Source organism: Bradyrhizobium sp. 154 (genome assembly GCF_023073875.1).
Classification (GTDB): domain Bacteria; phylum Pseudomonadota; class Alphaproteobacteria; order Rhizobiales; family Xanthobacteraceae; genus Bradyrhizobium.
The window spans coordinates 1-19,900 of record NZ_JADPKG010000020.1 but is presented as its reverse complement, the minus strand read 5'-3'; the positions used below and the strand labels follow the sequence as shown (position 1 = coordinate 19,900).

Genomic DNA, 19,900 nt, shown 5'->3' with positions numbered 1-19,900 from the left:
TGTACCGGCCGGGACGCCTGGGTTCACCGCATCCATGCCAAAAATGCATTGTGAAGGATGAACGGCTGCCCTGTACAGAGGCGGCCGTTCACATGGCCAAACGTTTTTCCGCTTCAACCTGCAACTTTTTTGTGCCATTTGCCCGGAAAGATGCCAGATTGACGCAGCGCCGAGGACATACGGCGCATCCCGGGGAATAGGCCTGACCATGAAACTCGTCGTCGCGATCATCAAACCCTTCAAGCTCGATGAGGTCCGCCAGGCCCTCACGGCGATCGGCGTGCACGGCATGACCGTGACCGAGGTGAAGGGCTATGGCCGCCAGAAGGGCCACACCGAGATCTATCGCGGCGCCGAATATGTCGTGAACTTCCTGCCCAAACTGCGCATCGAGATCGCGGTCGCATCCGACGTGGCCGACAAGGCGGTCAGCGTGATCACCGCGACCGCGCGCACCGGCCAGATCGGTGACGGCAAGATCTTCGTCACGCCGATCGACCACGCGCTGCGTATCCGCACCGGCGAAACCGACAGCGACGCGCTCTAGATTCTGGTTTGACGCGTTGTCTTGGGGCGAGCCGGAATCCGCTTCGCTCAAAAACGCGCTGATATGTCTTCGTCGATCGCACCGGGCAACGACGCCACAGTGTGCGACGTCATCACCATGCTGGGGGAACGACATGGCGGGATTGTTGCGCCGCGCAGCTTGTTTGGCTGTGCCGATCGGACTTTTGTCGATCATTGCCTCGCCGGCGCACGCCGCGGGCTCCGAGATCAACACCGCCGACACCGCTTGGATGATCGTCGCCACCGCGCTGGTGCTGATGATGACGATCCCGGGACTTGCGCTGTTCTACTCCGGCATGGTGCGGAAGAAGAACGTGCTTGCCACCATGGCGCAGAGCCTCGCCGCAGTGACGCTGATCTCGATTCTCTGGGTCGCGTTCGGCTACTCGCTGTGCTTCGTCGGCGACGGCCCCTGGATGGGCACGCTCGACCGCTGGTTCCTTGCGGGCATGACCATGGACAGCATCAATCCGGCGGCCAAGACGATCCCGGAATCGCTGTTCATGCTCTACCAGATGACGTTTGCGATCATCACGGTGGCGCTGGTCGCGGGCTCGGTCGCCGATCGCATGCGGTTCTCCGCCTATCTCTTGTTCTCCGTCGCTTGGTTCATGTTCGTCTACATTCCGCTGGCGCATTGGGTGTGGGGCGGCGGCTTCCTCGCCAGTATGGGCGTGTTGGATTTCGCCGGCGGCCTCGTGGTGCATCTGTCGGCCGGCACCGGCGGCCTCGTCGCCGCGATGGTAATGGGGCGCCGTCACGGCTATGGCACCGAGAATCTTTCGCCATTCGATCTCTCGCTCGCGGTGATGGGCACCGGCCTGTTGTGGGTCGGCTGGTTCGGCTTCAACGGCGGCTCGGCGGGCGCGGCCAATTCGCGCGCGGTGATGGCGATCATCGCAACGCATCTCGCCGCCTGCGCCGGCGCCCTGACCTGGGGCGCGATCGAATGGTCGACGCGGCGCAAGCCTTCGGTGCTCGGCATGATCTCCGGCGCGGTCGCGGGGCTCGGCACCATCACGCCGGCCTCCGGATTCGTGGCGCCCTGGCACGGCATTGTCATCGGCATCATCGCCGGTGCGGTTTGCTATTGGGCCTGCACCTGGCTGAAGCACCGCTTCAACTATGACGATTCGCTCGACGTGTTCGGCGTCCATGGCATCGGCGGCCTGACCGGCACCCTGCTTGGCGGCGTGTTCGCAACCAGCGCCATTGGCGGCGCCGCCGGCCTGATCGAGGGCCACCCCCAGCAATTGTTGATCCAGTTCTATGGCGTCGCCGTCACCTTCGTCTGGTCGGCAGGCGTGAGCTTCATCCTGCTCAAGCTGGTCGGCCTGTTCGTGCCGTTGCGCGTATCCCATGAGCACGAACTCGAAGGCCTGGACATTTCGCAGCACGGCGAGGCCCTGCAATAAGCCTTACGCTACGAAATTACCTTCCCGTTGCCCGAGGCATGAGCAACATTGTGTCGACAGCCTGTCCTGCCCGCCTTTTGGGCAGTCGTGACCACGTTTTGAGCGCGACGTAATAGCGCACTGCGCAGCAGCACGCGCCAAGCGCGAAAACACCCGTTTTCATAATCTATTAGGCAACGCGCCTGATCTGGCACGGCATTTGATTCTAGGGTCCCGGCTGTGCCCGCGTAGTGAACTTCTCCCTCGTGGCGAACCAGTCGAGAACGCCCGGCCATGTCCGGACCGGGCCAAAGCGGGGATAGGACCCATGAAAATTGTTATGGCGATTATCAAGCCATTCAAGCTGGAAGAAGTCCGTGACGCCCTGACCGCCATCGGCGTTCACGGTCTCACGGTGACGGAAGTCAAGGGATATGGCCGCCAGAAGGGCCATACGGAAATCTACCGCGGCGCCGAATATGCCGTGAGCTTCCTGCCCAAGATCAAGATCGAGGTCGCTATCGCCTCCGACCAGGTCGACAAAACCGTCGACGCCATCACGTCTGCCGCGAAAACCGGCCAGATCGGCGACGGCAAGATCTTCGTCATCAACCTCGACCATGCGGTGCGCATCCGCACCGGCGAGGCCGACGCCGCGGCCCTTTGATTTCGCGCTCAACCTTTATCCAATCAGGAGTGAATAAAATGACGTTTAAGCGTCCCTATGGCGCGGGACTGGCGGCTCTCGCAGTCGGCCTGTTCGCTGCGACCGCAGCCTATGCCGAGCCAACGGTCAACAAGGGAGACAACGCCTGGATGCTGACATCGACAGTGCTTGTGCTGTTGATGACGATCCCCGGCCTCGCGCTGTTCTACGGCGGCCTCGTCCGTTCCAAGAACATGCTCTCGGTTCTGATGCAGGTGTTCTACACCGTCTGCGTCGTCACCGTGATCTGGGCCGTCTACGGCTACAGCCTCACCTTCACCGGCGGCTCCGACTTCATCGGCGGCTTCTCCAAGGCCTTCATGATGGGCGTGACCACCGATACCAAGGCCGCAACCTTCTCGGTCGACGCCAACATCTCGGAGCTCATCTATGTCTGCTTCCAGATGACCTTCGCGGCGATCACGCCCGCCCTCATCGTCGGCGCCTTCGCCGAGCGCATGAAGTTCGCGGCGATCGCGCTCTTCATCCCGCTTTGGGTCACGCTGATCTACTTCCCGATCGCGCACATGGTCTGGTACTGGCCCGGCCCGGACATGATTCAGGATGCGGCCAAGGCCCTCGCAGCGGCGGGTGACGCGGCAGCCAAGACCGCGGCGCAGGCCAAGCTCGACGAGATCAATGCCGACGCCGGCTGGATCTTCAAGAAGGGCGCGATCGACTTCGCGGGCGGCACCGTGGTGCACATCAACGCCGGCATCGCAGGTCTCGTCGGCGCTCTGCTGATCGGCAAGCGCGTCGGCTACGGCAAGGAGCTGATGGCTCCGCACTCGCTGACCATGTCGATGATCGGTGCCTCGCTGCTCTGGGTCGGCTGGTTCGGCTTCAACGCCGGGTCCAATCTCGAAGCCAACGGCGGCGCCGCGCTCGCCATGACCAACTCCTTCGTCGCCACCGCAGCCGCCGCGCTGTCGTGGATGTTCGCGGAGTGGATCATCAAGGGTCATCCCTCGGTGCTCGGCGTCATCTCCGGCGCTGTCGCGGGCCTCGTGGCGGTCACGCCTGCGGCCGGTTACTCCGGCGTGATGGGTGCGATCGTTCTCGGCCTCGTGGTCGGCGTGGTCTGCCTGTTCTTCTGCACCGCCGTGAAGAACGCGCTGGGCTATGACGACTCGCTCGACGTGTTCGGCGTGCACTGCGTCGGCGGCATCGTCGGCGCGATCGGCACCGGCATCCTCGTCAACCCCGCGTTGGGTGGTGCCGGCATCATGGACTATACCGCGATCCCGCCGAAGGCTGCCGATTATGACTTCGCAACGCAGATGATCGCCCAGCTCTGGGGTGTCGGCACGACGCTGGTGTGGTCGGGCATCGGTTCGGCGATCCTCTATAAGGTCGTCGATGTGATCGTTGGTCTCCGCACCAATGTCGAGAGCGAACGTGAAGGCCTCGACATCACCGAGCACACCGAGCGCGCCTACAACATGTAACTCTCCTCCCGGTCGCGATCTCCTTGGGGACCGCGACCAGACCTACGGTTCGGGCACATACCCGGCAATGCCCTGACCGTTGAGGGGCTCCAGCGCAAGCTGGAGCCCCTTTCTTTCGATCGGGGTGCCGAAGAAAGGATTGCCGTTGCGCGACTGTCGCGAAGCTCGTCTTGGCCGGGCTCGTCCCGGCCAAGACGTCGCCGAAACATCCACGTCCCGGGAAGAGCACGATCAAGCGCCGCCAGCGACGAGAAGCGAGGACCTCGACAAAAGCGCCATGGATCCCGCCGTCATCCCGCCTCAATATTCCCGCTCTGGACGGAGGCGGCGGTCGATGGTTAATCGCGTCTTAACCTCGCCCTATCTATGGTGAACTGAACCGCTTCCCGCCGGTGCCTTCGCGCGACCGGCTGTTCCAAGAGTGCTGGCGCCCAGAATGGCTATGACCGCTTCATCCCGTGCGCCGCAGACCGGTGGAAGCTCCGAGACCGAACGCTCGCCCTTCGTCCGGCTGAACGAGCTCTTGGCCCCGCATCAGCCGGGTAAGCCCTTGATCACGCTTGCGGTCGGGGAACCCCAGCATCCGGTGCCTGATTTCGTCGGCCCGGTGCTGGCCAAGCACATCGCCGATTTCGGGCGGTACCCCATGAACAAGGGTACCGACCCGTTCCGCAAAGCCGCCGGCGCCTGGCTGTCGTCGCGTTTCAACCTGCCCCGGGCGCTCGACCCCGAGAGCGAGATTCTCGTCCTCAACGGCAGCCGCGAGGGGCTGTTCCTCGCCGCGATCGCAGCCGCGCGCTATGTCGGCCCGCGCCCGGGCAAGCCCGCCGTCCTGATGCCGAACCCGTTCTATCCGGTCTATGGCGCCGGCGCCCTCGCAGCAGCTTGCGAGCCGGTCTATCTGCCGACCACCGTCGACAACGGCTTCCTGCCCGATCTCGATGCCATCGATGAGGCGACGCTGGCGCGAACGGTGGCGTTCTATCTCGCCTCGCCCGCCAACCCGCAGGGCTCGGTCGCCACACCCGATTATTTCAAGCGGTTGAAGCAACTCGCCGATCGTCACGGCTTCGTGATTCTCAGCGACGAGTGCTATTCGGAAATCTACACCCGCGAGGCACCGGGCAGCGCGCTCGAATGCGCCGGCCCCGATTTCACCCGCGTGGTCGCGTTCCAGTCGCTCTCGAAGCGCTCCAACCTTCCGGGCCTGCGCGTCGGTTTTGCCGCCGGTGACAAGAAGTTCATCGGCATGTTCCTGGAGCTGCGCAACATCGCGGCGCCGCAAGTGCCGGTGCCGCTCCAGCATGTCGCGACCGTTGCTTACGGCGACGAAACGCATGTCGAGGAGAACCGCAGGCTCTACCGGATCAAGTTCGATCTCGCCGACCAGATCATCGGCAATCGTTACGGCTACCGCCGGCCCGATGCCGGCTTCTGCGTCTGGCTCGACACGTCCGCGATCGGCGACGACGTGTCCGTGACGCTGAGACTCTTCAAGGAAGCAGGCGTGCGCGTGGTGCCCGGCAGCTATCTGGCGCGGCTCCAGCCCGACGGCTTCAATCCCGGCGCAGGCTACATTCGCCTCGCGCTGGTGCAGGATGGCGAGACCACGGCGCAGGCGCTGCACCGCCTGGTCGAGACTCTGGGTTAGGCGGGGCCCATGAGCATGTCGGCAATCGAACGTGTCATTCCACTGGTCGGCCATCTGCCGCCCTCGATCCGCGAGGGGTTGGCGCGGCGCCTGCGCGAGCTCACCGGCCTCGGCCTGGTCGCGCTGTCCGGCGGCGCGTCGGCGGCGCTGATGACCTGGTCGGTGCAGGATCCCAGCCTCAGCCACGCCACCTCACGGCCGATCCGCAACATCCTCGGCTATGCCGGCGCGATCGGCGCCGATCTTGCAATGCAGATCCTCGGGCTCGGCGCGATCATGCTGGTCCTGACCGTCGCGGTCTGGGGCTGGCGCATGATGACGCATCGGCCATTCGACCGCGAAGCGCTGCGGCTCGGCTCCTGGATTCTCTGCACGGTGATCGCGGCGGGCTTCGTCAGCTGCTGGCCGCATGGCGGCGCCTGGCCGCTGCCGACCGGCCTTGGCGGCGTGGTCGGCGATGCCCTGGTGCGCGCACCCGCAGTGATCTTTGGGCCGGCCGGCACGATCTACCGCATCTTGCTCGGCACGATCCTGTTCGCCGCGATGACGGCGACCTTCCTGATCGCCTGTGGTCTCGGCGCGCGCGAGCATGACGACGAGTTCGCGGATATCGAAAACGACGACAAACCGCTCGACGCAGACGAGGAGAGCGATCGCGGCTCGGTGTCGCTGGGCTGGCTGTTCCACGCCTTGATGAGCACCAAGGCGCGACTGATCTGGCTGCTCGGCGCCGCTTACCGCTCGCTGGTCTCGAGCGGGCCGAAGACCAAGCCCGTTGCGTTCAGTCGTCAGGAGCCCAATCTCGGCGGCGGCCGCGGCGCGCCCTCGATCACACCGCAGTCCGAAGACGAGGACCACGCGGACGAGTACGAAGAAGAGGAAGACGAGGAGGAAGAGGAGGAGCCCGCCGCGCGCGCCCCGCGCAAGAAGGCTGCTCCGAAAACTCCTGCCAAGAAATCCTCCGACAAGTTCGATCTTCCGTCCGTCTCCATGCTCGCCGCGCCAAAGGCCGGCGACCGCCAGCCGCTCAGCAAGGCCGAGCTTGAAACCAATTCCCGCTCCCTCGAAGGTGTGCTCCAGGATTTCGGCGTGCGCGGCGAGATCGTGAAGGCCAATCCGGGTCCCGTCGTCACGCTGTACGAGCTGGAGCCGGCGCCCGGCATCAAGTCGTCGCGCGTGATCGGGCTTGCCGACGACATCGCGCGCTCGATGAGCGCGCTATCCGCCCGCGTCGCGGTCGTGCCCGGCCGTAACGCGATCGGCATCGAGCTGCCGAACGCGCACCGGGAAAAGGTCTATCTGCGCGAACTGCTGGTGGCGAAAGAGGCGACCGACACGGTTGCAAAGCTGCCGCTCTGCCTCGGCAAGACCATCGGCGGCGATCCCGTCATCATCGACCTAGCGCGCACGCCGCACATGCTGATCGCCGGTACCACCGGCTCCGGCAAATCGGTCGCCATCAACACCATGATCCTCAGCCTGGTCTATAGGCTGCGCCCCGACCAGTGCCGGCTGATCATGGTCGATCCGAAGATGCTCGAACTCTCCGTCTATGACGGCATCCCCCATCTGCTCACGCCGGTTGTGACCGATCCGAAGAAGGCGGTGGTTGCGCTGAAATGGGCCGTGCGCGAGATGGAAGAGCGCTACAAGAACATGGCCAAGCTCGGTGTGCGCAACATCGATGGCTACAACACGCGCCTGCTCGAATTGAAGGCCAAGGGCGAGGAGCCGACGCGCACGGTGCATACCGGCTTCGACAAGGAGACCGGCAAGGCGATCTACGAGGAAGAGAAGCTCTCGCTCGACCCGCTGCCCTACATCGTCATCATCGTCGACGAAATGGCCGACCTGATGATGGTCGCCGGCAAGGACATCGAAGGCGCGGTGCAGCGTCTGGCGCAGATGGCGCGCGCCGCCGGCTTGCACGTGATCCTCGCCACGCAGCGTCCGTCGGTCGACGTCATCACCGGCACCATCAAGGCGAACTTCCCGACCCGCATCGCTTTCCAGGTGACGTCCAAGATCGACAGCCGCACCATTCTCGGCGAGATGGGCGCCGAGCAGCTGCTCGGCCAGGGCGACATGCTCTACATGGCCGGCGGCGGCCGCATCAGCCGCGTGCACGGACCTTTTGCCTCCGACGAGGAGGTCGAGAAGGTGGTGCGTCACCTCAAGACGCAGGGCCAGCCCGAATATCTCGAAGCGGTCACGGCCGAAGAGCCCACCGAGGACGAGGATGGCGCGGTGTTCGACGCCACGGGCATGGGTGCCGACGGCGGCGGCGATTTATTTGCGCAGGCCGTTGCCATCGTCAAACGTGACCGCAAGGCCTCGACCAGCTACATCCAGCGCCGCCTGCAAATCGGCTATAACCGCGCTGCATCGCTGATGGAGCGCATGGAACTGGAAGGCATCGTCGGGCCCGCCAACCATGCCGGCAAGCGTGAGATTCTGGTCGAGGAAGAAGACAGCCATATGTGAGGCAAGGGACCTCGAGACATCATTTCACGCAGAATCGATATCTGCTTTTGGCCGAAATCACGCTAAGAAGGCGCCCAGCCACGTTAGGACGACGCGTTGATCAGACATACGGACATTCGATTCGCTGCCACCATCGCTGCGCGTAGCGCGCGGGTGGCCGGCGTGCTTCTGGTGACCGCCGCGATGGTGACCGCAGCGTCGCTGGCGCAGACTGTGCCTGTGCCCAAGCCCGCGCCGAAGGGACGTGACGGCGGCGCCGCGGGCGGGCCAGCTATCACCGGTGCGACGCAGACGCCACCGAATCCGGTCATCCCGGATCCGCGCCGCAACGTGCCGAGCAGCATCTTCCAGACCTTCGACGCCAACCAGAAGGCACAGGCCGCCAAGGTCAGCGCCTATCTGTCCTCGCTTCAGACGCTGGTCGGGAATTTCGTTCAGGTCGGCCCCGACGGCAGCAAGACGCAGGGCGATTTCTACATCCAGAAGCCGGGCAAGGTCCGCTTCGAATATGATGCGCCGAGCCCGATCGACATCGTCGCCGACGGATCGTCGCTGGTGGTGCGTGATCGCAAGCTCGCAACCCAGGACGTGTATCCGCTGTCGCAGACGCCGCTGCGTTTCCTGCTGTCCGATCGCATCGACCTGATGAGAGACACCAACGTCGTCAACGTATCGGCTGACGACGTCTTCATTAGCGTTACCATCGAGGAGAAGCAGGCGCTGGTCGGCACCAGCCGTCTCCTCTTGATGTTTGGCGCCAAGGACGGTCAGTTGAAGCAGTGGACCGTCACCGATCCGCAGGGCTACGACACCACGATCGCGGTCTACAATCTGGATTCGAGCAAGAAGCTCGATCCCAACATGTTCAAGATCGATTTCACCAATTACGGCCCATCGCCAGGTTGAACGTTCTATCGCCGTAGGGTGAGCGAAGGTGCCCTTGCGCCGTGCCCACCATCTCTTTCCTCGCGGCAGGCATGGTGGGCACGCTTCGCTCTTCGAGCTGCACCGGACAAATTGCTGTGCCCGTGCTGCGAGACCTCGCATTTCCAAGCTGGAAAAGACGTGGGCACGTCGCGCTGCGCCTTTGCCCATCCTGCGAGAGCTTGCTAAGACGCACGTCCCATGCGTTTTTCCCTGACAACCTGGAACATCAATTCGGTGCGGCTACGCATCGATCTGGTCGCGAAATTCCTCAAGAGCGCGCGGCCGGACGTGCTGTGCCTGCAGGAGACCAAATGCATCGACGACGCCTTTCCGCTCAAGCGTTTCAAGCGGCTCGGCTATGAGCACGTCGCGCTGAACGGGCAGAAGGGCTATCACGGCGTCGCCATCGTCTCGAAGATTCCGTTCGAGTCGAAGGACATCCGAACCTTCTGCGACAAGCTGGATTCCCGCCACATCTCGGTGTCGTTCGGCGGCACGGCCAACATCGCAAAGCCGCTGATCGTGCATAATTTCTACGTGCCCGCCGGCGGCGACATTCCCGATCCCGCGCTGAACGAGAAGTTCGACCACAAGCTGCGCTTCCTCGACGAGATGAGAGCCTGCGAGCCGCTGCATCCGCGAGGGCAGGACCGCCACATCCTCGTCGGCGACCTCAACGTCGCCCCGCACGAGAACGACGTCTGGTCGCACAAGCAGCTTCTGAAGGTGGTTTCGCACACCCCGATCGAAACCGAGAAGCTGAAGGCGGCGCTGGCTGCCGGCGAATGGATCGATGTCGCGCGCGAGCGCATCCCGATGTCGGAGAAGGTCTATACGTGGTGGAGCTATCGCTCCCCCGACTGGACCGTCGGCGATCGCGGCCGCCGGCTCGACCACATCTGGGTCTCGCGCGCGCTGAAGGATGCCGTTCAGGATTTCAAGATCCTTCGCGATGCGCGGAGCTGGGAGCGGCCGTCGGACCATGTCCCGGTGACGGTGACGCTCGAGGTTTAGCACCGTCCATCACGCCTGACGCCCTCATTCTGAGGAGCGCGCGTGCGCGCGTCTCGAAGGATGGGCTGCGGGCGATGTCCGGGCCTTCATGGTTCGAGACGGCGCTGACGCGCCTCCTCACCATGAGGATCACTCACGACGTCAGCTTCGCACCGGCCATCAAAATATCGCTGGCGATCTGGCTGGAGCGGACTGCGAATTCGTCGCGCAGGCGAACCGCGGCGGCGGGGTCGCTTTCGAGCACGCGCTGGAACAGGCTGCGCGCGATGCGGATGACGGAGGCGTGCTCCAGCGCGACCGCGGTCGACGGCCGCTTCATCGGCACGACCAGCGCGAGCTCGCCGATCAGGGCGCCGGGACCGGCGATCATTTCGGCACCGGCGCCGTCATCGACCCGGAAGGCGCCGCGCTGGACCACGAAGCCGGCGTCGGCATCGTCGCCGAGATTGAACAGGACGTCGCCGCGGACGAAGTTGCGCTGCTCGGAGCCGATCGCCAGCATGCGCAACGAGGCGTCTCCCAACAGGCGCAGTGTCGGGACACGCTCGAGAAGCGCTACATCGTCGTCGATTGACATTCAGGTCCGAGGCTCAAGGGCAGGCGATCTAACGATTCGCAGGCCCCTGAAGCGTATCACGGCACCAGCTTGTAGCCACCGGCTTCCGTGACCAGGATTTCCGGGTTGGCGGCGTCCTTCTCGATCTTCTGGCGAAGGCGGTAGATGTGGGTTTCCAGCGTGTGGGTGGTGACGCCGGAATTATAACCCCAGACCTCCTGGAGCAGCGTCTCGCGCGACACCGGCATCTGGCCGGCCCGGTAGAGGAAGCGGAGGATGGCGGTCTCCTTTTCGGTGAGGCGGACCTTGCGCGCGTTCGCTGCCGTCAGCATCTTCGAGCCGGGGCGGAAAGAGTAGGGGCCGACCGAGAACACCGCGTCCTCGCTGGCCTCGTGCTGGCGAAGCTGGGCGCGGATGCGGGCGAGCAGCACGGCGAAGCGGAAGGGCTTTGCCACATAATCGTTGGCGCCGGACTCCAGCCCCAAAATGGTGTCGGAATCGGTGTCGTGGCCGGTCAGCATGATGATCGGGGCCTTGAAGCCGCCCTTGCGTAACGAGCGAACCACCTCGCGACCATCGGTGTCGGGCAGGCCGACATCCATCAGAACGAGATCGGGAGCATTGGCCTTTGCGGCGCTTGCGCCCTTGGCGCCGGTATCGACGGCGGATGCTTCGAATTCTTCGTGCAGCGATAATTGCTCCACCAACGTATCGCGCAGATCGGTATCGTCATCCACGATCAGGATCTTGCGGGCATTGGCCATAGGGGGTCATCCTTTTGGATCCGGCTCGGCGCGCATCCATGCCGCACCCAGCCGCGAGGGAAAGTTAGGGGTCGCCGTTGTTATTGTTGTTCGTGTTGAAGTAGTGGGCTGTTACCGATTCACAAGCCAGAACCACTCTAACCCAGAATAGCAGGGCGTTTTGATGAATGTCCTGTAATGAATTCGACATCGCACGTTCACATGAAAAACAAAGCTGCGTCAGCTAGTTACACCATGAACCGAAGTGCCGGGCCGCTGTCCGCGATCCGCGTTAGGCGTGCCGCCGGCAATCCCCGCCGGGGCTGGCTGACGGCCGGAGCACTGACGATACCGGTGGCGCTGGGACGCGGCGGCATCCTCGCCAACAAGCGCGAGGGCGACGGCGGCACCCCGAAAGGCAGCTTCCGCCCCAGGCGGTTGTGGTGGCGGGGCGATCGGCACAGCCGTCCGCAGACATTCTTGCCGGCCCGGATCATCACCGGCGAGGACGCCTGGTGCGAGGACCCCAAAGACCGTCATTACAACCAAGGTATCCGGCTCGGCGAAGGGCAGGGCGGTGACCGGCTCAAGCGGAGCGACCATCTCTATGATTTCATCATCGAGATCGACCACAACACGAGGCCGCGCATCGCCGGCCGCGGCAGCGCGGTGTTCTTGCACCTCGCCCGCGACAATTTCGGCCCGACCGCAGGCTGCGTCGCCATGACGAGATCTGCGATGCTGCAATTGCTGCGACGATTGGGACCAAGAACGAAAATCATCATCGGGTGAGGACGCATGCTCGACAGGGATCAGATCGGGCAGCGGAGGTGGTGACCCCGGGCATGGGCCATCCGCCGCTGCCGATCCAGGCCGGCGATCATTTTGCGGTGGATTTCGGCGTGCTGGGCAAGGTGTCGGTGGGGTTTGCGTAGGTGCGGCCCCTTCCGCCGTCATTGCGGGGGAAGTGAAGCAATCCCGAAATGCATACGTGGAAAGACTCTGGATTGCTTCGCTTCGCTCGCAATGACGAAATCAAGACCGTTGCCCCACGGCCCTTCGCCTACGGCTCTCACCGATGCCCGAAGATCGCGCTTCCCACGCGGACATGGGTGGCGCCGAGCATGATCGCGGTCACAAAATCCGCGCTCATGCCCATCGACAGGTTCTTCAGGCCATTGCGCGCCGCGATCTTGGCGGTGAGAGCAAAGTGCGCCGCCGGCGGTTCGTCGATCGGCGGGATGCACATCAGGCCGGAAATCGTCAGCCCATAGGTGTCGCGGCAGCTCGCGAGGAAGGCATCGGCCTCGCCGGGCGCGACGCCGGCCTTCTGCGGCTCCTCGCCGGTGTTGATCTGGACGAACAGCTGCGGGTGCTTGTTCTGGGATTCGATTTCCTTGGCTAACGCTTGGCAAATGCTCGGACGGTCGACCGAATGGATGGCATCGAACAGCGCGACCGCCTCCTTCGCCTTGTTGGATTGCAGCGGCCCGATCAGATGCAGCGCGATGTCCGAGTAGACAGACATTAACGCGGGCCACTTGCCTTTGGCCTCCTGGACCCGATTTTCGCCGAATACGCGCTGTCCGGCGTCGATCACCGGGGTAATCGTATCCGCGGCGAAAGTCTTGGACACTGCGATCAGCGTCACGGAGGCGCGATCGCGCTGCGCATCCTTGCAGGCACGTGCAATTTCGGCCTCGACTGCGGCGAGCCCGTTTGGTGAATGGCCGGTTGCCGGCGCGGCGTTGGCTTCTGTCATGACGTCGATCGGTTGTGGTCGTAACCGCAGGTAAGTCCAATTTTACCGAGTTCAAGAAAGAGTTTTTGAACCCTTCGCTTTACCTTGCCCGTGGGGTGGGTAGCGAAGATGGCAAGCGTCAGTCTCAACCGCAAACGAGCCAAACTCAAGCAGGTTCTCGGAATCCGGGCGCGGCTCGCGTTGCTCGCGGTGATTCTGGTGGCCCCCTTGATGCTCGAGCGCATCCGTTCGCTCGAAGACACGCGCGCGCGGCAGATCGCGCAGGCCGCCGCCGAATTCACCACCGTCGCAAGGCACAGCGCCGATGCGCAGCGCGAGGTGATCTCGTCGGTCGAGACCATCCTGAAATCGGAGGCCTTCATTCGGGCGTCCGCCGGCGGGATCAGCAAGAGCTGCGACGTGCTGCGTGCGAGCCTGCCGTCGAGCCTGCCCTGGATCCGCACGCTTCTAATCGCGGGCCAGGACGGCCGCATCCAGTGCGCCACCAACAACATGTATGTCGGCCTCGATCTCAGTGACCGGCCCTACTTCCTGCAGGCACAGGAAACCGGCCGTTTCGTGCTGAGCGACTTCATCCTGTCGCGGCCCGCGCCGACGCCGACCGTCATGGCGGTTTATCCGGTGTCCGCCTTCAGCGGCGTTCCGGATGCCGTCGTGCTCGCCACCGTCAACCTCGACTGGATGTCGAAGGTTATGAGCAATCTCGGCGGACGCGCCGGCATCACGGCGGTTCTCGTCGACAGCGCCGGCACCGTACTGGCCGCGCCCGCCGACCAGCACAGCGCGGTCGGCCGTCCCCTCGACAACATGCCGCTGATGTCGGCGATCGCCGACAGGGCGCTGCGGTCCGACCAGGATGAAGGCGCGCTGTCCTTTCTAGCTGCCGACGGCTCCCGCCGCGCGGTCAGCTACATCCGCATCGCCGGCACCAATGCCCGCCTGATCGCAAGCATCGACGAGGACAAGGTGTCCGCGGCGGTGAGCCGCGACATCCGCACCGCCTATCTTCAGCTCGCCTTCGTCGTCGTGTTCGTCCTGCTCGGCGCGCTGATCGCCGCCGAGAAACTGGTGATCAAGCCGATCGAGATGCTGGCCGACATGGCCAAGCGTCTCGGCGAAGGCGATCTGTCGGCGCGGGCGGCGCGTACTCGCCTGCCCGCCGAGTTCGTGCCGCTGGCGCGCGCGTTCAATGCGATGGCCGCGCAATTGAGTCAGCGCGAGCGCGAGCTGATCGCGAGCAACGACCGCCTGACGGTGATGGCATCGATCGACATGCTGTCCGGTCTCGCAAACCGTCGCGGCTTCCAGAGCCGGCTCGATTTCGAATGGATGCGCGCCCAGCAATATGGCAGCGACCTCGCGCTTCTGATGATCGACGTCGACCACTTCAAGCTCTTCAACGACACTTATGGCCATCTCGAAGGCGATTCCTGCCTGACCCGGCTCGGCGAATCGCTGTCCGGCATTGCCGCCGACACGATGGGTTTCGCGGCGCGCTATGGCGGCGAGGAATTCTGTCTGCTGCTGCCGAACACCGACGTCGCCCGCGCCGTCGAAATCGGCGAACTCGTCCGCGCGGCCGTGTTGAAACTCTGCCTGCCGCATATCACCTCCGCGCATATGATCGTCACCGTCTCGATCGGCGTTGCAGCGACGAAGCCAAACGAGACACTGCGCCCCGGTGACCTCATCGAAGCCGCCGACGCCGCGCTCTACGCCGCAAAACACCGCGGCCGCAACAACGTCGTCGAGCACGGCGTGCAGGCGATCGAGACCGGCGCGACCGAGATCGCGATGGCAGGCTAGCCGGCCATCCGCTCCCGATCGAACTCGCTCTCCGTAACGGCGCGATTGCGGCCGCTGCTCTTGCAAGATAGAGCGCGCGGTTGCCGCGCTCGAGACTGGCGCTCAGCTCGTTAATTGCACCTCAAACTGGACCTACCTCGGTAGCGAACCGGAGGTTTGAAGCGGAAAACGTGAAATCTATCGGCGTTCGGCAACCCATTGACCCCTTACAGGCTTTTATGGCCTAGTCCGCCGTCTTTAGCCGGCCGAACCCACGAAAACCCAACGATTCCATGACCTCCGAACGCTACAATGCCCGCGACGCCGAACCGCGCTGGCAACGCCTCTGGGACGAACAGGCGATCTTCGTCTCCCGAAACGACGATCCGCGGCCGAAATATTACGTCCTCGAGATGTTCCCCTACCCCTCCGGGCGCATCCATATCGGTCATGTCCGCAACTATACGCTCGGTGACGTCCTGGCCCGGTTCATGCGCGCCAAGGGGTTCAATGTGCTGCACCCGATGGGCTGGGACGCCTTCGGCCTGCCGGCCGAGAACGCCGCGATCGAGCGCAAGGTCGCGCCCAAGGCCTGGACCTACGACAACATCGCCGCGATGAAGAAGCAGCTCCGCTCGATCGGGCTGTCGCTGGACTGGTCCAGAGAGATCGCGACCTGCGATCCTTCCTACTACAAGCACCAGCAGAAGATGTTTCTCGACTTCCTCCGCGAAGGGCTCGCCGAGCGCGAGAAGCGCAAGGTGAACTGGGACCCCGTCGACATGACCGTGCTCGCGAACGAGCAGGTAATCGATGGCCGTGGCTGGCGCTCCGGCGCCGTCGTCGAGCAGCGCGAGATGAACCAGTGGGTCTTCAAGATCACGAAGTACTCGCAGGAGCTGCTGTCGGCGCTGGACGGGCTCCACCGCTGGCCCGACAAGGTGCGGCTAATGCAGCGCAACTGGATCGGCCGCTCGGAAGGCCTGTTGATCCGCTTTGCGCTGGATGCGGCGACGACGGCCGGCGAAAACGAGCTGAAGATTTTCACGACGCGCCCGGACACGCTGTTCGGCGCGAAGTTCATGGCGATCTCGGCGGATCATCCGCTGGCGCAGGCGGCCGCCGCGAAGAACCCTGCGCTTGCGGAGTTCATCACCGAGATCAAGAAGATCGGCACCGCGCAGGAGGTCATCGACACCGCGGAGAAGCAGGGCTTCGACACCGGCATCCGCGCAGTGCACCCGTTCGATCCCTCCTGGAAGCTGCCGGTCTATGTCGCCAACTTCGTGTTGATGGAATACGGCACCGGCGCGATCTTCGGCTGCCCCGCGCACGACCAGCGCGACCTCGACTTCGTCAACAAGTACAATCTCGGCAACACGCCGGTGGTGTGCCCCGAGGGGCAGGATCCGAAATCGTTCGTCATCACCGATACCGCCTATGACGGTGACGGCCGCATGATCAATTCCCGCTTCCTCGACGGCATGACGATCGATCAGGCCAAGGAAGAGGTGGCGAAGCGGCTGGAAGGCGAGCTGCGCGGCAACGCGCCGGTCGGCGAGCGGCAGGTCAATTTCCGCCTGCGCGACTGGGGCATTTCGCGCCAGCGCTACTGGGGCTGCCCGATTCCCGTCATCCACTGTCCGAAATGCGATGTGGTGCCGGTGCCGGATGCGGATTTGCCGGTGAAGCTGCCGGATGATGCGACCTTCGACCGACCGGGCAACGCGCTCGATCATCATCCGACCTGGAAACACGTCACCTGCCCGAAATGCGGGGCTAAGGCGCAGCGTGAGACCGACACCATGGACACTTTCGTGGATTCGTCCTGGTACTTTGCGCGCTTCACCGATCCCTGGAACGAGAACGCGCCGACGACGCCTGCGGTCGCCAACCGGATGCTGCCGGTCGATCAGTATATCGGCGGCGTCGAGCACGCGATCCTGCACCTGCTCTACAGCCGCTTCTTCACCCGCGCGATGAAGGCGACTGGGCACATCGCGCTCGACGAGCCGTTTGCCGGGATGTTCACACAGGGCATGGTGGTGCACGAGACCTACCAAAAGGCCGACGGCTCCTATGTGCAGCCGGCCGAGGTCAAGGTCGAGGTCGGCGGCAATGGTCGCCGCGCCACGCTGCTCGCGACCGGCGAAGACATCCAGATCGGTCCGATCGAGAAGATGTCGAAGTCGAAGAAGAACACTGTCGATCCCGACGACATCATCGAGACCTACGGCGCCGACGTCGCCCGCTGGTTCATGCTGTCAGACTCCCCGCCCGATCGCGACGTGATCTGGAGCGACGAGCGCGTCCAGGGCGCATCGCGCTTCGTGCAGCGGCTGTGGCGGCTGGTGAACGATGCGAAGGAACTCGGCAACGACGCGCCGGCGGCCCGGCCGGCTTCGTTCGGGGCAGATGCCACCGCCTTGCGCAAGGCCGCCCATGGCGCCCTGGACAAGGTCACGACCGGCATCGAGCGACTGCACTTCAACGTCTGCCTCGCCCATATCCGCGAATTCGCCAATGCCCTATCCGAGGTGCTCCAGCGCCCCGGCCAGCCCGCCGCGGACCTGGCCTGGGCAATCCGGGAGGCCAGCCAGATCCTGGTCCAGCTGTTCTCCCCGATGATGCCGCATCTGGCCGAGGAGTGCTGGCAGGCTTTGGGCCAGAGCGCGCTGGTTTCGGAGGCCAATTGGCCCCAAATCGAACGCGATTTGCTGGTTGAAGACAGCGTGACCCTGGTGGTCCAGGTCAACGGCAAGAAGCGGGGTGAGGTCACAGTTGCAACACTGGCCCAGAATCCGGAAATCGAGGCTGCCGTTTTGGCCCTCGATGCGGTAAAGCTGGCCCTGGACGGCAAGCCCGTCCGCAAGGTGATCATCGTCCCCAAGAGGATCGTGAATGTTGTCGGCTAGGATCCGCATCGCAGCCCGCTTGCTGGCGGTCGCCGCCCTGGCGGCGCTGACGGCCGGCTGCTTCCAGCCGATGTATGCCGAGCGCAACGACGGTACCCCTGGCCTGCGCGAGAAGCTGATGGGGGTCGAGCTGCCGCCGATCGCCAAAGCGAACGCCTCCCGCGAGGCGCGCGTTGGCGTCGAGGTCCGCAATGCCCTGGCCTTCAAGCTCTACGGCACGGCGACGGGAATGCCGCCGACCCACCGCCTGGAGATCCGCTTCACCACCACCCGCTCGTCCCTGATCGTGAGCGCCGCGACGGGACTGCCGACCAGCGAAAATTACGGCATCGATGCGCAATACAATCTGATCGACGTCGCGACCGGCAAGTCGGTGATGACCGGGACCACCTTCTCGCGCGTGTCCTACGACATGCCCGGCTCCTATCAGCGCTTCTCCCGCAACCGCGCCGTGCGCGACGCCGAGGATCGTGCCGCCAACGAGATCGCGGAGAACATCAACACTCGGCTCGCCTCGTTCTTCACCGCGGGCACGTAGTTCATTTCCGTCATTCCGGGGGCACACGAAGTGAACCCGGAATCTCAATTCCCAACCTCTGGATTCCGGCTTTGCGCGATGCGCGCCCGGGAATGACAATCTAGGCATGGTCGCGCTGCGCGGAAAAGAGATCGATGCCTTCCTCGCCGGCCCGGATGCGGGCCGCCCGATCATCCTGCTCTACGGTCCCGACGCGGGCCTCGTGCGCGAGCGCGCCGATGCGCTGATCGCATCCGCCGTCGACGATCCCAACGATCCGTTCTCGCTGGTCAAGCTCGACGGCGACGAGCTCTCCGCCGAGCCGTCGCGCCTCGTCGACGAAGCCATGACGGTGCCGCTGTTCGGCGGCCGCCGCGCCATCCGCGTCCGCGCCGGCTCGCGCAGCTTTGCCAGCGGCATCGACACCCTGGCCGAGATGAACGTAAAGGATTGCCGCATCGTGATCGAGGCCGGCGAGCTGCGCCCGGAATCGCCGCTGCGCAAGGCGTGCGAGCGCGCCAAGACGGCGGTCGCGATCGGCTGCTATCCCGACACCGAGCGCGACCTCGCCAAGCTGATGGAGGAGGAGCTCCGCATCGCCAATCTGCGCATCGCGCAGGACGCCCGCGCGGCGCTGATGTCGTTCCTTGGCGGCGACCGCCAGGCCTCGCGCAACGAGCTGCGCAAGCTCACGCTCTATGCCCATGGCAAGGGCGAGGTCACGCTGGATGACGTGATGTCCGTGGTTGCCGACGCCTCCGAGCTGAAGCTCGATCCCATCGTCGATGGCGCCTTTGCCGGCCGGCCCGACATTGTCGAGGCCGAATTCGCCAAGGCCATGATCGCCGGCACCTATCCCGGCGTGATCATCTCCGCCGCGCAGCGCCAGGCCGCGTGGCTGCACAAATCGGCGCTCGCGATTGCCGACGGGACGCCGGCCTCAGCCGTGCTCGACGGCGGCTTTCCACGGCTGCACTTCTCGCGGAAGCCCGCGGTCGAAGCGGCGCTGCGCAATTTCAGCCCGGCCCGGCTCGCCGCCATCATCGAGCAGCTCGCGACCGCCGCGCTCGACACCCGCAAGCAATCCACCCTCGCCGCCGCCATCGCCCAGCGCACGCTGATGGCGATCGCCGCGAATGCGAAGCGGCGGGGCTGAGCCGAATTCTCTCCACGTCATTGCGAGCCAACGGGTCCGCGCAAAGCGCGGCCCGATGCCAGGCTCAGCGAAGCAATCCAGAATCCCTCCGCGGAAAGATTCTGGATTGCTTCGTCGCTGATGCTCCTCGCAATGACGTGTGGAGAGAGTCCCGCGTCACAATGATGGCGGTAATCCCTCATCCTGAGAGCCTGACTCAAAAAGCGCGTGGACGCTATCAAGGTTCTGGCTAGACGGCGAATTAGGAGCCTTAGATGGGCGGCGAGCAGCCAAGC

The 19,900-nt window shown here is 64.3% G+C and carries 16 protein-coding genes and 1 pseudogene; 14 read left to right on the top strand and 3 right to left on the bottom strand.

The annotated features are described in order from the left end of the window. The first annotated feature begins 208 nt into the window (after window positions 1-208). The 8 genes from IVA92_RS01635 (at window position 209) to xth (ending at window position 10,191) form a co-directional block, all read left to right on the top strand. Window positions 209-547 (top strand): P-II family nitrogen regulator, encoded by a 339-nt coding sequence (locus tag IVA92_RS01635; protein WP_028176997.1) that lies wholly within the window; start codon window positions 209-211, stop codon window positions 545-547. A 133-nt stretch (window positions 548-680) separates the two neighbouring features. After that, on the top strand, window positions 681-1,982 hold the full coding sequence (locus tag IVA92_RS01630) for an ammonium transporter (RefSeq protein WP_247279970.1): 1,302 nt from the start codon (window positions 681-683) through the stop codon (window positions 1,980-1,982). A gap of 307 nt (window positions 1,983-2,289) precedes the next feature. Then, window positions 2,290-2,628 (top strand): P-II family nitrogen regulator, encoded by a 339-nt coding sequence (locus IVA92_RS01625; RefSeq protein ID WP_247279969.1) that lies wholly within the window; start codon window positions 2,290-2,292, stop codon window positions 2,626-2,628. A gap of 38 nt (window positions 2,629-2,666) precedes the next feature. After that, window positions 2,667-4,115: an ammonium transporter gene (locus IVA92_RS01620; protein ID WP_247279968.1), complete on the top strand. Its 1,449-nt coding sequence runs from the start codon at window positions 2,667-2,669 to the stop codon at window positions 4,113-4,115. Between the two features lie 436 nt (window positions 4,116-4,551). Further along, entirely contained in the window at window positions 4,552-5,766 is a 1,215-nt protein-coding gene (locus IVA92_RS01615; RefSeq protein ID WP_247279967.1) for an aminotransferase class I/II-fold pyridoxal phosphate-dependent enzyme, read from the top strand. A gap of 9 nt (window positions 5,767-5,775) precedes the next feature. Next, the gene (locus tag IVA92_RS01610) at window positions 5,776-8,250 is read left to right on the top strand and encodes a DNA translocase FtsK (protein WP_247279966.1); all 2,475 of its coding nucleotides are present in this window, start codon (window positions 5,776-5,778) and stop codon (window positions 8,248-8,250) included. Between the two features lie 153 nt (window positions 8,251-8,403). Then, window positions 8,404-9,156, top strand: coding sequence for an outer membrane lipoprotein carrier protein LolA (locus IVA92_RS01605; RefSeq protein ID WP_247280038.1), 753 nt, complete (start codon window positions 8,404-8,406; stop codon window positions 9,154-9,156). A gap of 219 nt (window positions 9,157-9,375) precedes the next feature. Next, complete coding sequence (xth, locus tag IVA92_RS01600; protein ID WP_247279965.1) at window positions 9,376-10,191, top strand: exodeoxyribonuclease III; 816 nt, start codon at window positions 9,376-9,378, stop codon at window positions 10,189-10,191. 133 nt (window positions 10,192-10,324) lie between these two features. Here the strand turns inward: xth and IVA92_RS01595 are convergent, their stop codons facing one another. Next, window positions 10,325-10,768 (bottom strand): cyclic nucleotide-binding domain-containing protein, encoded by a 444-nt coding sequence (locus tag IVA92_RS01595; RefSeq protein ID WP_247279964.1) that lies wholly within the window; start codon window positions 10,766-10,768, stop codon window positions 10,325-10,327. Between the two features lie 56 nt (window positions 10,769-10,824). Continuing rightward, on the bottom strand, window positions 10,825-11,511 hold the full coding sequence (locus tag IVA92_RS01590; protein ID WP_007598630.1) for a response regulator transcription factor: 687 nt from the start codon (window positions 11,509-11,511) through the stop codon (window positions 10,825-10,827). Between the two features lie 234 nt (window positions 11,512-11,745). Here IVA92_RS01590 and IVA92_RS01585 point away from each other — a divergent pair, with 234 nt between their 5' ends. Together IVA92_RS01585 and IVA92_RS01580 are read left to right on the top strand one after the other, a co-directional pair. After that, window positions 11,746-12,282, top strand: a complete 537-nt coding sequence (locus IVA92_RS01585; protein ID WP_247279963.1) for a L,D-transpeptidase family protein — start codon at window positions 11,746-11,748, stop codon at window positions 12,280-12,282. A 26-nt stretch (window positions 12,283-12,308) separates the two neighbouring features. Next, window positions 12,309-12,425: pseudogene (locus IVA92_RS01580) on the top strand (hydratase); the annotation flags it as partial. Window positions 12,426-12,562: 137 nt separating this feature from the next. Here IVA92_RS01580 and IVA92_RS01575 read toward each other — a convergent pair. Then, complete coding sequence (locus IVA92_RS01575; protein WP_247279962.1) at window positions 12,563-13,252, bottom strand: YggS family pyridoxal phosphate-dependent enzyme; 690 nt, start codon at window positions 13,250-13,252, stop codon at window positions 12,563-12,565. A gap of 108 nt (window positions 13,253-13,360) precedes the next feature. On the opposite strand from IVA92_RS01575, the gene IVA92_RS01570 reads away from it, so the two are divergent. From IVA92_RS01570 to holA, 4 genes are all read left to right on the top strand, one after another. Continuing rightward, window positions 13,361-15,058 carry a diguanylate cyclase gene (locus IVA92_RS01570; protein ID WP_247279961.1) on the top strand — a complete coding sequence of 566 codons (1,698 nt, stop codon included), beginning with the start codon at window positions 13,361-13,363 and terminating at the stop codon, window positions 15,056-15,058. Window positions 15,059-15,330: 272 nt separating this feature from the next. Next, window positions 15,331-17,952, top strand: a complete 2,622-nt coding sequence (gene leuS, locus IVA92_RS01565) for a leucine--tRNA ligase (RefSeq protein WP_247279960.1) — start codon at window positions 15,331-15,333, stop codon at window positions 17,950-17,952. Beyond that, on the top strand, window positions 17,939-18,490 hold the full coding sequence (gene lptE / locus IVA92_RS01560; protein WP_247279959.1) for an LPS assembly lipoprotein LptE: 552 nt from the start codon (window positions 17,939-17,941) through the stop codon (window positions 18,488-18,490). Before leuS ends, lptE begins: the two co-directional genes overlap by 14 nt. A gap of 106 nt (window positions 18,491-18,596) precedes the next feature. Beyond that, complete coding sequence (gene holA / locus IVA92_RS01555) at window positions 18,597-19,625, top strand: DNA polymerase III subunit delta (RefSeq protein WP_247279958.1); 1,029 nt, start codon at window positions 18,597-18,599, stop codon at window positions 19,623-19,625. Window positions 19,626-19,900: the final 275 nt, after the last annotated feature.

What these genes read in the sequence shown, in the direction of transcription:
- leuS (WP_247279960.1), top strand. Translation starts at nt 15,331, where the DNA reads ATGACCTCCGAACGCTACAATGCCCGCGACGCCGAACCGCGCTGGCAA.
- IVA92_RS01620 (WP_247279968.1), top strand. Translation starts at nt 2,667, where the DNA reads ATGACGTTTAAGCGTCCCTATGGCGCGGGACTGGCGGCTCTCGCAGTC.
- IVA92_RS01635 (WP_028176997.1), top strand. Translation starts at nt 209, where the DNA reads ATGAAACTCGTCGTCGCGATCATCAAACCCTTCAAGCTCGATGAGGTC.
- IVA92_RS01585 (WP_247279963.1), top strand. Translation starts at nt 11,746, where the DNA reads ATGAACCGAAGTGCCGGGCCGCTGTCCGCGATCCGCGTTAGGCGTGCC.
- IVA92_RS01630 (WP_247279970.1), top strand. Translation starts at nt 681, where the DNA reads ATGGCGGGATTGTTGCGCCGCGCAGCTTGTTTGGCTGTGCCGATCGGA.
- IVA92_RS01625 (WP_247279969.1), top strand. Translation starts at nt 2,290, where the DNA reads ATGAAAATTGTTATGGCGATTATCAAGCCATTCAAGCTGGAAGAAGTC.
- IVA92_RS01575 (WP_247279962.1), bottom strand. Translation starts at nt 13,252, where the DNA reads ATGACAGAAGCCAACGCCGCGCCGGCAACCGGCCATTCACCAAACGGG.
- IVA92_RS01610 (WP_247279966.1), top strand. Translation starts at nt 5,776, where the DNA reads ATGAGCATGTCGGCAATCGAACGTGTCATTCCACTGGTCGGCCATCTG.
- IVA92_RS01595 (WP_247279964.1), bottom strand. Translation starts at nt 10,768, where the DNA reads ATGTCAATCGACGACGATGTAGCGCTTCTCGAGCGTGTCCCGACACTG.
- xth (WP_247279965.1), top strand. Translation starts at nt 9,376, where the DNA reads ATGCGTTTTTCCCTGACAACCTGGAACATCAATTCGGTGCGGCTACGC.
- lptE (WP_247279959.1), top strand. Translation starts at nt 17,939, where the DNA reads ATGTTGTCGGCTAGGATCCGCATCGCAGCCCGCTTGCTGGCGGTCGCC.
- IVA92_RS01590 (WP_007598630.1), bottom strand. Translation starts at nt 11,511, where the DNA reads ATGGCCAATGCCCGCAAGATCCTGATCGTGGATGACGATACCGATCTG.
- IVA92_RS01615 (WP_247279967.1), top strand. Translation starts at nt 4,552, where the DNA reads ATGGCTATGACCGCTTCATCCCGTGCGCCGCAGACCGGTGGAAGCTCC.
- IVA92_RS01570 (WP_247279961.1), top strand. Translation starts at nt 13,361, where the DNA reads ATGGCAAGCGTCAGTCTCAACCGCAAACGAGCCAAACTCAAGCAGGTT.
- holA (WP_247279958.1), top strand. Translation starts at nt 18,597, where the DNA reads ATGGTCGCGCTGCGCGGAAAAGAGATCGATGCCTTCCTCGCCGGCCCG.